The following is an 11,968-nucleotide window of genomic DNA, read 5'->3' on the forward strand; positions in this document are numbered from 1 at the left end:
GGACAGACATAACCTGAAAGGTTATTCTGTCATCGAAGTGCCAGTGTAAGCAGGTCGATGGAAGACACAGAGAAGGGGAGAACGTTTTGACAGGAGCAGTAGTTGGGATCATCATTGGTGTGTGCTATTTCATTCTGGGGTTAATGGTGTTCAAAAAACCACCGAAAATGATTAACGGGATATATGGGTATCGAACCCCGCGTGCAATGAGTAATCCCGAGTTGTGGGACGAAGCGCAAAGTTACAGTGCCAATCTGATGATGCAATTCGGCGTGATTATCACGATATTCGGCATTATCGGTTTCTGGCTTACAGATGTACGAGCTTTGGTGCTGAGTCTGGTGGCTACAGGGTTTTATACGTTCAGACTGTTTACCAGAGTTGAAGGCCGGTTGAAGCAAATGCAGCGTGCTCAACAGCAACAACAACAGAATGAGCAGGACGTTTAAGGTAAAATGAATGAATCGTGTAGAGAGGAAGACTCGCGAGTGAAGTGGGTCTTTTTTTGTTGAAATTGGAGAAGCGAACACGCTGTTAAACTCGCCAAGACTTCATGCATAAAATCTAACGTTGACGTTAACGTTAATAGTATATATAATTATATACATAACATTACAGACATATGAGAGAGGTGAGGGAATGAGTTTATATAAAATCGACGACGTAGCCAAGGAATGCGGTTTGACCAAGCGAACCATTCGGTATTATGAAGAGATTGGTGTCATGCCTTCACCTCAGCGGACAGATGGCGGGACGCGATTGTACACTCGAGAGGATATCGATTATCTGAAGAAGGTGGTTCGCGCCAAAGAGGTACTTGGATTCTCCCTTCAGGAGTTACATACCTATGTAGCCACGGCAGATGCCTTGAACGAACAACGTTTTGACTACCAGCAGACGACCGAAGTAAGAGAACGGATCGAGAAGCTCACCACGATGGAAACAACGCTGGATGGTCAGCTGCAACTGATTGAGCAGAAACTTCAGAGCATACATGCCGTACAGACTGAACTGGAAGAGCTGCGTGAACGCGTTCGGAGCGGTATTCAGAAATTACAGGTACATGATCCGCAGAGTGATGAGGACGGCTAACCCGAATGGCAATCAAAGTTATATACAAAACTGTATATACACATAATCGCTACATGGAGTGAGCACCATAGTACCTGTGGCAATCCTGTACAAACACCGGATGTTCCGGTGTCATTTGTGCCGTTTTGCTACCTCCAATTTTGAAAATGAGCACGGGTTTTCATTGTTTTTCACGACATTTTCAAATAAAAAATTTCACCACATAAATGATTCACAGGAGGAATTACGTATGAAAAGAGAGCCATCATTACCGGACGAATTGCCGTCATCCCGTGGAGACTTGCTGTCTCAACCGAGAGCGGTATGGGCGGTCGCCTTTGCATGTATCATATCCTTTATGGGTCTGGGTCTGGTTGACCCGATCTTGCCCGCAATTGCTGATCAGCTGCATGCTTCCAAAAGCCAGGTGTCGCTGCTATTTACCAGTTATAACGCTGTAACTGGGGTAGCGATGCTGATTACAGGTGTGGTATCCAGCCGAATCGGTGTGAAATGGACGCTGCTCAGCGGCATATTGCTGATTATTATCTTCTCGTTCCTTGGCGGTACCTCAGACACGGTAGGTGCACTGGTTGGTTACCGTGGCGGTTGGGGACTTGGTAATGCCTTGTTCATCGCAACGGCGTTATCCGCCATTGTGGGACTGTCCACGTCGGGGACAGCCAAAGCGATTATTTTGTACGAAGCAGCGCTTGGTCTCGGGATTGCAGTTGGTCCATTGCTTGGTGGTGAGCTGGGTTCCATCTCTTGGCGTGGCCCGTTCTATGGGGTTGCTGTGCTGATGGCGATTGCCTTTATAAGCATTACATTTATGTTGCCCAAAATGGCAAAACCAAAAACACGAAGTTCGTTGTCTGATCCGTTCAAAGCATTAAGTTATCCTTCACTGAAAACATTGGCGATTACCGCCTTCCTTTATAACTTTGGATTCTTTACTTTGATGGCCTATTCACCTTATGTCATGAATCTGGATGAGCACGGATTGGGTTATGTATTCTTTGGCTGGGGACTGATGCTGGCCATTACGTCCGTATTTGTCGCTCCAAGACTACAACGCCGATTCGGTTCAGTGCCGTCCATGAGTGTTATGCTTACATTGTTCGCGATTGATCTGGTTGTTATGGCCATTGGTACGGTGATGGGGTCACCAACTACCGTTATTGTGGCGGTCATTGTGGCAGGGATCTTCCTTGGGATTAACAACACATTGATTACAACGGCTGTTATGGAAGCTGCACCTGTGGAGCGTTCTGTTGCTTCTGCTGCATACAGCTTCGTTCGCTTCCTGGGTGGTGCACTTGCTCCATGGCTTGCAGGTAAATTGTCCGAGTGGTTCCTGCCAGAAACGCCGTTTTATTTTGGCGCATTAATGGTTCTCATTGGTGTCGTGGTACTGCTGGTACGCCGTCGTCACCTGCGGGATATTGATTCTGCCATTACATCTCATTAATTCACGGGAGGAATTGCAATGCTGAAACGTATATTGGTTGCTGTTGATGGTTCGGATCATGCGCATAAAGCGTTGGAGCAAGCTCTAACATTGGCTGAAAGTATGAAACAACCCGCAAGTCTGATCATTGTGCATGTTAATCCTGCCATTTCCATTAATGAACCTGCACTGGGGGTTGATCTGGAAGCTCGGATTGCCGAAGAAGGGCAACATATTATCGAACCGGTGACCAGACAATTGTCTGGACGAGACGTTGCATATGAAACACTATTAATTGCGGGTGATCCCGTTAATGAGATCTGCCGTGTGGCACGCGAACGAGAGTGTGGAATGATCGTGATGGGTACAGGCGGGAAAGGTGTACTCGCAGAGATGATCATGGGTAGTGTCAGCCATGGCGTGTTAAAACATGCAGAGTGCCCCGTCCTGACGGTGAAGTAGGTGAGTGGGTTGATGGCACGGAAATAGTGTATAAATAGATAAGGTAATATACCGTCATATTTTTGTAGTCATTATTGGATGGAGGTTGCAGCATATGAAAAAACAACATCTGTTTATCGGTGGCAAGCCGACCGAATCCGTAGATTATAAAGCACTGCAAGCACCATACTCCGGGGAAACGCTGGCAGAAGTCTCGTCGGCTTCAGCCAAGGAAGCGGAGGCCGCTGTTGCAGCTGCGGTTCAGGCTGGAAAGGCAATGCGCCAGATGCCTGCACATCAGCGTGCAGATATTCTGTACAAGTTGTCCTCCATGCTTGAAGAACGCAAGGAAGAAGCAGCGCGGATCATTGCGCTTGAAGCGGCGAAGCCGATTACCGCAGCACTAGCCGAGGTTGACCGTACGGTGGAAACGTATCGTTTTGCCGCTGAAGAAGCCAAGCGGCTGACCGGTGAGACCGTTCCGATGGATGCAGCCAAAGGGGGAGAAGGGCGTATCGGCTATACGATGCGGCAACCTCTAGGTGTCATCGGTGCGATTACGCCGTTTAATTTTCCAATGAACCTGGTAGCACATAAGGTAGGCCCAGCGCTGGCAGCAGGCAATACGATTGTTCTCAAACCTGCGGAGCAGACACCCCTGTCATCCTATTACATCGCTAATCTGCTTCAGGAAGCCGGACTGCCGGATGGTGCACTGAATGTACTGAGTGGTGACGGCAAAACTATTGGGGATGTGCTTGTTGAACACCCTCGTGTTGCCCACATTACGTTTACAGGCAGTCCAGCGGTAGGTACGAGCATTCGTAGCAAAGCAGGACTCAAACGCGTGACATTGGAGCTTGGGTCGAATGCAGCGGTAATCGTGGATAAGGACGCGGATCTGGACAAAGTGGTTCCTCGTTGTGTGACCGGTGCGTTCACGTATCAGGGACAGGTATGTATCTCACTACAGCGAATCTACGTACATCGTGATATCTCGGAAGAATTCATTCGACGTTTCGCTGAAGCGGCTAATCAAGTGGTGATCGGAGACCCACTGAGCCCGGATACGGTAGTCTCTGCACTGATTACCTCCAAGGATGTACAGCGTACACTCGACTGGATTGAAGAAGCCAAACAGGCCGGGGCTAAAGTGGCAGCAGGCGGTCAAGCTGAAGGAGGCGTTCTACGTCCAACGGTGCTGGTTAACGTTCCACGTGATGCCAAGGTATCCTGCCAGGAAGTGTTTGCACCCATCGTTGTTATCAATCCGGTGGATTCCGTTGAAGAGGGTATTGAACATGTTAACGATTCTATATACGGGCTTCAGGCAGGTGTATTTACAAACGATATTCATACCGCCCTCCATGCTGTCGATCAGATCGAAGCAGGCGGAGTTATGATTAATGATATTCCCACGTTCCGAGTCGATCACATGCCCTATGGTGGGGTGAAACAAAGTGGGATTGGGCGTGAAGGTGTAAAATATGCAGTAGAAGAAATGACGGAATTGAAATTTGTCATGTTTAACAAAGGATGATTCTCTTCCATTCTTTTACTCAATAAACCGTATGCTAATGGAAATATAACCAGACGCTCCTGTGCCAGAATAATGGCACAGGATTTTTTTTAATTGAAGATCATGGAAAAAGTTTCAAAAATACATACGGATTCTTCACTGACTGCGGGTTCACATCTGATGAGACGGGTATAACATAGTTAACATACCGTAACTTAACTGACTAAACGCCGCTCATATCACCGAAGCATGATGTACCCATCCAGAGCACGAGCGGAATGAAGCGGTACAGCACTGCCGAAAGTCTTATATTCTCTCATTATTCAAATAAAATGCAGTATGAAATAATAAGCCTGAACTCTGGAGTTGCAGGACAGGCAGGAGGTGTATTCAAATGGCATATTCCATGGTTGATGTATCGGGAATGTCAGGCGTAAGTCTGAACGAACTGAGCCAGTATGCGGAGACAGGTCTTCTGAATCCGGCCTTTGGGGATTTGGATGAAGCTATCTATTATGAAAAGCAGGAATTATTGAGACTCCAGCAAATTCTTTTCTGTAAGGAAGTGGGTATGGAGGAAAATGAGATTGGCCCTATGCTAAGGGATGATCCTCAGGATGTCATACGCATCATGAAACAGCATCGCATTGAGATTCTGGAGAAGGCACTTCGCTTGCATGGATTGATTCAGACACTGGACAAAACGATCGCGCATTTGCAAGGAGATCAGGAAATTGACGAACATGAGCTGTATATCGGTTTTGTAGATAAGGGGCGTCATCAGTTGTTGAATGAATCGGGTTCTAACCCTGTCAATAATGATGTGAAACGAGTGCAGAAAGAGAGCGTTCAGAAGTCTGACCAGGAGATAAAATCGAAAGAAGATTATCTGGACTCCCAGGCGAAAATTGATCAGGTTCATCTCGACTTGCAACAGGCCATTGAGGATGGATTGGAACCCGGTAGTGCGAAAGTACAACGGATTATCGGCAGGCATCTTGAATGGATCAAAGGTTATTATACACCCACTGCTGAGATCTATCGGGATCTGGCCAATCTGTATGTAGAGCATAAAAATTTCCGCCAGATGTATGATGGTTACCACCCGAGGCTGGCTGAATTCCTGCGGGACGGGATGATGATTAAAGCGGAACACGATTTATCCTAGATGCATAAAGTAACATGGGCGAGCAAGAACATGGGTGTGATACAACTTGGATAACAAAGAGCGCAGACCTCTAAGAGGACTGCGCTCTTTGTTATTACGGGTTCTTCATCATCGGGTGATGAGACTCCTCATCATTTCCTAAAGAGTTATGGTTGCTTCCAACTGCTCAGTGAGCAGGCTAACGGCTTTCTCCAGGAAGACACGGTCTTCGTCATCAAAACGATTTTTGAGCGGGCTGTCGATATCCAGCACCCCGTACAGTTCGCCGTTTTTGATAATAGGTACGACAATCTCACTGTTCGATGCTGCATCACAGGCAATATGGCCTGGGAAGGCATGAACATCGTCAACGACCAGGGTACGTTTTTCCGCAGCAGATGTGCCGCATACCCCACGTCCCAGTGGAATTCGGATACAGGCAGGCAGTCCTTGGAATGGTCCGAGGACCAATTCTTTTCCATCATACAGATAGAAGCCGACCCAATTGGTGTTGGTCATAAATACATTGAGCAGCGCAGCAGCGTTCGCCAGATTGGCAATCGCACTAGGTTCATCGCGGATCAGAGCACTTAACTGTCCCAGGACGGCGGTGTGCTGCTCACTTCGTGTTCCTTCATAGGAAACAGCTTGAAACATGGTAAATCACCCTCCCGAGCATAATGGTACTTATTTTCAAGATAGTGCAGAGGATGCGGTTAGTCAAGCGGAGGATTTCGGAAAGGCAAGGGAATACCAGAAGAATCCTCCTGTTTCTCAGCTTCTCGCGTGGGGTAATTACTTAGCAACCACGGAGGGCTATAACCCGGGAAGGAGCTTGGCTTATGCATGCAGAGGTACAGAATCTTTTTGTACGGATTCATCTACTATATTTCGCCCAAAATCAGGATTTGAACGTTAGCGAGGCGCTGCCCCTACTAGAAGAACGGGGATATCGCGTTGGAGAGCGGGAGATCAAGCAGGAGCTTGAACACCTGACACAGGAGAACTTCCTGACCGCCCACGGGGACCAATGGAGCCTAACCGGGACTGGTATTGAAGAATTCAAGGAAATCACCACCGTACTTGGCCGAGTTAGCGACGAATTGCTGGCAAATGGCAAGAAAACGTCCAAAGCCTAAAATTCATTCGGACAAGCATGATGACGTGATTGATTCAAACTTGAATGGATCCATACGGACAACAAGACCGGGAGCGACATTGGCCCGGTTTTTTGACGTGTATCCGTGACTGAACAGTTGCCATTCGGCGCAGGTTATGATTAGATGACTAATGAATCTTATGGTCTGCGGAGATAGATCGGATCGGAGTGTCTTGATATGTATAAATGCAAAGGAAGAATTCCCGAAATGGAGACTGCGCGGCTTCGTCTGCGTAAAATGCGTCGCCGGGATGCGGCCCAGATGTTCGCATGCTGGTCAGATCGCGAGGTGACCCGTTACATGAATCTTGCACCCATGATTGGGACAAGCGAAGCGGCGGACATGATTGCACTGCTCAACCAAATGGCAGGGGAAGAGGATGCGATCCGCTGGGGGATCGAACTCAAAGAAACAGGCAGACTCATCGGCAGCTGTGGATTTAACACATGGCAGCTTGAAGGCGCATTCCGGGGGGAAATTGGTTATGAGCTGGGACGGGACTATTGGCGTCACGGTTATATGACAGAGGCTTTCTCGGCATTGCTGCCCTTCGGGTATGAGACCATGGGGCTTAATCGAATTGAAGCGCTGGTTGATCCGCGTAATCTGGCTTCCGGCGAGTTCCTGACAAACCGCGGTTTCACGCGAGAAGGGCTGCTGCGACAGGTGCAACATACATCTACCGGATACAAAGATATGGTGATGTATTCGATGTTGTATGATGAGTTTCTTCGTAAAAAAGGTAAGTAAAGAGACAGTATATATTTGTTTTTTATTTACACGTAAACGAAGAAACAGAACAAAGCTGGAGAAGCACCACTTATATAGAGAACAAAGAGAGAAGGGTTCGTGTGAATGCAACTGGAGGTTTGAAGCGCAGTTTCATCTTGACGGGGCTGTTGCTCGCAACATTTCTGTCAGCGATTGAAGGCACCGTAATTGGTCCGGCAGGGCCTACCATTGTCAGTGAGCTGGGGAGTGTACAGCTGCTGAGCTGGATTTTCACCGCATACCTGCTGACGATGGCTGTGAGTACGCCCATTTTCGGCAAAATCAGTGACTTGTATGGACGAAAGCCTGTATTTCTAATTGGCTGTGCCTTATTTTTACTGGGTTCACTCTTGTGCTGTCTGTCGCAGAATATGGAGCAATTGATTATTTTTCGTGCTATTCAGGGGATTGGTGCGGGTGCGGTAGTTCCTGTTACATTTACGATTATTGGCGATATCTACTCCATTGAAGAACGTGGCAAAATCCAGGGTTGGATCAGCTCCGTTTGGGGGATTTCGTCTCTGGCAGGACCGCTGCTTGGCGGTTATTTTGTAGACAATCTTGGCTGGCAGTGGATCTTTGGTTTTAATGTGCCGTTTGGTCTGCTCGCGATGTGGTTTGTATTTCGTTACCTGAAGGAAGATATCTCTCCACGTACAGCCAAAATTGATTATGTCGGTGCACTGACCTTCACGGTGGGCATTACCGCATTGTTATTTGTCCTGTCGGCGGGTGGGCAATATTATGCCTGGAGTTCTCCGTTGATTGTAGGACTGAGTGTGGTTGCCGCTCTGTTTATTATTTTATTTTTTGTGGTGGAAAAAAGAGCTCAGGCTCCAATGGTTCCACTACATCTGTTCCGAATTCGAGACATCCGTGTGGCGAATATCGCCGGACTGTTAACCAGTACCCTGATGATCGGTCTGACCAGTTATTTGCCGCTCTGGGTGCAGGGAGTTCGGGGAGGAAATGCGACGGAATCCGGATTGCTACTCGCACCGATGTCGGTCGGTTGGCTCATTGGTAGTGTGCTCGCAGGTCGCCTGCTGATGAAAATTGGGTCACGGTTGACCGCATTGATTGGAGTAACCGGCATTGCGATCGGATCGGGTGGACTTTTTCTGGTGGGAGGGACATCCCCGCAAGCTGTGCTATTTATATTGACCTTTATTTATGGTCTCGGCTTCGGATTTGCGTTTACGATCTTTACCATTATTTCGCAGTCTTCCGTAGGATATAAGGAACGTGGTTCCTCTACGGCACTGCATACGTTCATGCGTACATTGGGACAGACGATTGGTGCAGCGGCTTTTGGCACTTGGTTGAACTATCGGATCTCCACATTATCGAGTGAACAGAATCTGGCCGAAGCTGGGATTTCGGAGAGTGATCTGAACGAACTTCTCGCACCACATACGGATGCAGCGCTATCGGATGACAAGTGGGCGCTACTGCGGAGCGTGCTGGAAGGAAGCTTGCATTCCTTGTTTGTCATTATGTTTGTCATTGCACTGGTCTCATGGGTAACGACGCTTGCTCTACGCAAACGTTTAATTGTACCCGAAGATGCAGATGCTCCACCGCAACCTCAAGGCTCGAAGTAAAAAGTGGATATATACGAAAAACCGGATTCGCCGTTGTCAGGCAAATCCGGTTATTTTTGTTGGCACATGTGCAGTGAACTTGAGTGTATCTTCACTCAGGAGAGGGATACGCTGGAGGATGTCCGAGTCAAAAGTATTTTGAAGTACAGGCTGGATGATCCTGGTGAATCTTCCAGACGAATGACGAATTTCTAAGGAACGGAGGACGTCTTATTTGACCTTCTGCTGCTTTTTTTAAATTGTAAGAAACATGAGACACGTTATGTCCCGAAATCACCTGAAAAACACATTGTATACGGCTGTTTATTCAAGGGTAGCGTGTGTCAGATTCCTTAAAATGCTGCGAGCGCTTCAAACCCCTGAATAAGACGTCACAGGTTCGTTAGCGCTCCTGCTCCGGCTTTAGGCAGGTTTGAAGATACGCTCTAGCTATTCGCTGATAGACGGTCTGCAGAATGTGCAAGCCTTCCCAAAAGTTCGGACAGCAAATCCTTGTCTTCCTCACTCAGTCCACTGACAGCACGATCGATTTTCATCGCATAACCTGGATAGATGTCATCCATGGTGCGCTGGCCTTCTTCCGTTAATTCCACAAAAATGATCCGTCTGTCTTGCGGACAATGTTTGCGGTGCAGCAATCCTTTTTGCTCCAGCTTATCAATTACATAGGTCACATTCCCACTTTGCAGCAGAAGCTGTGCACCAACCTGTTGAATCGGCTGAGCTCCTTTCATATATAACACTTCGAGCACCCCATATGCGGTGGGGTTGAAGCCATGCACTTTGCTTCCGGATACAGCGTGTTCATTCACGCTCTTGAATGTCTGGGCCAAGGTGCGGTACAGATGAAGTGAACGTTCGGTTCCGATTTCTTGTAATTCCAGCATGCTGATCCCGCCTTTTCAGATTAGTTTTATAAGTTGAAATGATGAAGTTAGAACCTACCACTACGAGGACAGAACAACCTTCCAATCACTGTTATCCCCATCGTTATGCTGTCATGTAAAAGAGAATTTCAACTTATATGCGTTGGTTAGTTATGTTTGAAGATTCAGGTTGTCACCATGGTTTAATTGTAAACTTCTATTTCTACGAAAAACATGCGATATGTCACAAGATTTGCATTTTTAGCATTTAAAATTTGATCATTCATCATACCGAAAAATCATCCTTGAGGTGCCGCTTCTTCTCCGCCTCTGGCAGGAGGTTGAGTCAAGCCCTGCTCTCTTATAATGAGTTCATATCATGAATTCGGAAGGTACTGGAGGAGAAGAAGGATGACAAGTGATTTAACGTTTGGAGGACATCGACCGCTGAAGAATAACCGATCTTTTGTAACATTGATGGTGGCACAGGCCATTTCCAATCTGGGTGATTGGCTGCATCTGCTCGCAATCCTGACCCTCGTAGGTATCCGCTGGAATGCAACGCCATGGGAGATTACATTTGTCACACTATCTGCAGCACTACCCGTTCTGTTGACAGGGCCATTCGCAGGCACGCTTGCAGATCGCTTGAACCGAAAATGGCTGATGATTGTAGCTGATGGTGCACGGATCATCATCGTGGGTGCATTGATTTTTGCTGATCAGATCTGGCATGTCTACATACTGCTTGTCCTCAAATCCCTGTTCGATGTCATTTTTTCTCCTGCGAAAAACGGAAAACTAAAAGAAATTGTACCTCATGAGCAGCTTGCGCAAGCTGTATCCATTAGCTCGATCATTGAACAGATGTCCAAAATCATCGGTCCAGCGCTTGGTGGGCTGCTGGTAGCCGCTTTTGGCATCACCTGGTGTTTTGTTCTCGATTCAGCGTCATTTCTGATTTCCGGCATCATTTTATTGTGGATTCCTGGAACGCGGGTGATCCAATCTGCAATTCATAACGTAACAGAAGTAGAGGAAGAGACAGCTGGGGGTGTTCGCAACCGCCCTAAAGACTCTTTTTGGAAGGAAACACAGGAGGGCATCCGCATGCTCGCATCTCTCCCTCATGTAGGAACGTCTCTGATCTTGCTTGCTTCAGCTATACTTTTTCTGCAATTTGCCGATTCCCAGACCGTGGTGTTATTTAGACAACTTCCCGGAATTTCAAGTGATCTGCTGGGATGGTGTGTGGCGGCCAGTGGTGTAGGTACATTAATTGCAGCGATGAGTGTGCGGAAGTGGAAGCATGCAGGACATGTTTTGAAAATGGGTTTGGGTACCATACTCATGGGTCTGGTTATAGGTGGAGCCGGAGTTATTGTTGGGATTTGGCCGCACGCTGGGTTAGGTGCCAATCTGTTGCTAGTATCCCTCTTTGCCTTGGCAGGTGTCGGAATTGGGTTTGCGATTGTACCCTTTCAAATCCTGTTGCAGGAACAGACACCTGAGCCAATGACAGGCAGGGTATTTGGAACGGTAGGCAGCATTATGACAGCCAGTAATATTATGGGCCCGGTGGTAGGTGGATTCATGGTCACCTCATTCGGTGTAGTGCCAGCTTTTGTCTGTTCAGGCATTTTACTGACCCTGCTTGGTTTGATTTATTTGATGAAACGGAGCGGGGAAAAAGCCGATCTGAATGGCTCTATTGCGGCTAAGACCATGATTGCAGGCGACTGAAAACATGCCGGAAATGTTCAGGTTAGAACAGTTGAAATGAAGGTTTGAATGTACTTCAAATTTTAAGTTTTTGATTAAAAAGCGTTTGAGTAAACGCCTTCACGTTTAATGAGGAACAGGCAGAAATCCCTGTATTCTAATTATTCCTAGGGGAAAACTCATATGCCTTGTCCCACCAACGCAGTAGCGGAAAGGG

The 11,968-nt window shown here is 47.4% G+C and carries 12 protein-coding genes; 10 read left to right on the top strand and 2 right to left on the bottom strand.

Annotated elements, in window-relative coordinates:
• Positions 1-86: 86 nt before the first annotated feature.
• The 6 genes from NKT06_RS03160 to NKT06_RS03185 all read left to right on the top strand — a co-directional run bounded on the left by NKT06_RS03160 (position 87) and on the right by NKT06_RS03185 (position 5,649).
• Positions 87-449, top strand: coding sequence for an SdpI family protein (locus tag NKT06_RS03160; protein ID WP_253429791.1), 363 nt, complete (start codon positions 87-89; stop codon positions 447-449).
• A 190-nt stretch (positions 450-639) separates the two neighbouring features.
• Complete coding sequence (locus tag NKT06_RS03165) at positions 640-1,092, top strand: helix-turn-helix domain-containing protein (RefSeq protein WP_253429794.1); 453 nt, start codon at positions 640-642, stop codon at positions 1,090-1,092.
• 229 nt (positions 1,093-1,321) lie between these two features.
• The gene (locus tag NKT06_RS03170) at positions 1,322-2,542 is read left to right on the top strand and encodes an MFS transporter (protein ID WP_253429797.1); all 1,221 of its coding nucleotides are present in this window, start codon (positions 1,322-1,324) and stop codon (positions 2,540-2,542) included.
• Positions 2,543-2,560: 18 nt separating this feature from the next.
• Positions 2,561-2,983, top strand: a complete 423-nt coding sequence (locus NKT06_RS03175; protein ID WP_253429800.1) for a universal stress protein — start codon at positions 2,561-2,563, stop codon at positions 2,981-2,983.
• A 94-nt stretch (positions 2,984-3,077) separates the two neighbouring features.
• Positions 3,078-4,502, top strand: coding sequence for an aldehyde dehydrogenase family protein (locus tag NKT06_RS03180; RefSeq protein WP_253429803.1), 1,425 nt, complete (start codon positions 3,078-3,080; stop codon positions 4,500-4,502).
• A 373-nt stretch (positions 4,503-4,875) separates the two neighbouring features.
• Positions 4,876-5,649 carry a MerR family transcriptional regulator gene (locus NKT06_RS03185; protein WP_253429806.1) on the top strand — a complete coding sequence of 258 codons (774 nt, stop codon included), beginning with the start codon at positions 4,876-4,878 and terminating at the stop codon, positions 5,647-5,649.
• A 138-nt stretch (positions 5,650-5,787) separates the two neighbouring features.
• Here the strand turns inward: NKT06_RS03185 and NKT06_RS03190 are convergent, their stop codons facing one another.
• The gene (locus tag NKT06_RS03190; RefSeq protein WP_253429809.1) at positions 5,788-6,285 is read right to left on the bottom strand and encodes a GAF domain-containing protein; all 498 of its coding nucleotides are present in this window, start codon (positions 6,283-6,285) and stop codon (positions 5,788-5,790) included.
• A gap of 185 nt (positions 6,286-6,470) precedes the next feature.
• Here NKT06_RS03190 and NKT06_RS03195 point away from each other — a divergent pair, with 185 nt between their 5' ends.
• The 3 genes from NKT06_RS03195 (at position 6,471) to NKT06_RS03205 (ending at position 9,163) form a co-directional block, all read left to right on the top strand.
• Positions 6,471-6,767 (top strand): hypothetical protein, encoded by a 297-nt coding sequence (locus tag NKT06_RS03195; protein WP_253429812.1) that lies wholly within the window; start codon positions 6,471-6,473, stop codon positions 6,765-6,767.
• Between the two features lie 198 nt (positions 6,768-6,965).
• The gene (locus tag NKT06_RS03200) at positions 6,966-7,538 is read left to right on the top strand and encodes a GNAT family N-acetyltransferase (protein WP_253429815.1); all 573 of its coding nucleotides are present in this window, start codon (positions 6,966-6,968) and stop codon (positions 7,536-7,538) included.
• A 119-nt stretch (positions 7,539-7,657) separates the two neighbouring features.
• The gene (locus tag NKT06_RS03205) at positions 7,658-9,163 is read left to right on the top strand and encodes an MDR family MFS transporter (protein WP_253442360.1); all 1,506 of its coding nucleotides are present in this window, start codon (positions 7,658-7,660) and stop codon (positions 9,161-9,163) included.
• Positions 9,164-9,588: 425 nt separating this feature from the next.
• On the opposite strand, the gene NKT06_RS03210 is transcribed toward NKT06_RS03205, so the two are convergent.
• Positions 9,589-10,050 (bottom strand): MarR family winged helix-turn-helix transcriptional regulator, encoded by a 462-nt coding sequence (locus NKT06_RS03210; RefSeq protein WP_253429818.1) that lies wholly within the window; start codon positions 10,048-10,050, stop codon positions 9,589-9,591.
• Between the two features lie 390 nt (positions 10,051-10,440).
• Between NKT06_RS03210 and NKT06_RS03215 the strand changes: the two genes are divergently transcribed.
• Entirely contained in the window at positions 10,441-11,772 is a 1,332-nt protein-coding gene (locus tag NKT06_RS03215) for an MFS transporter (RefSeq protein WP_253429822.1), read from the top strand.
• Positions 11,773-11,968 lie beyond the last annotated feature (196 nt).

It is taken from the genome of Paenibacillus sp. 1781tsa1, from assembly GCF_024159265.1.
GTDB lineage: Bacteria > Bacillota > Bacilli > Paenibacillales > Paenibacillaceae > Paenibacillus.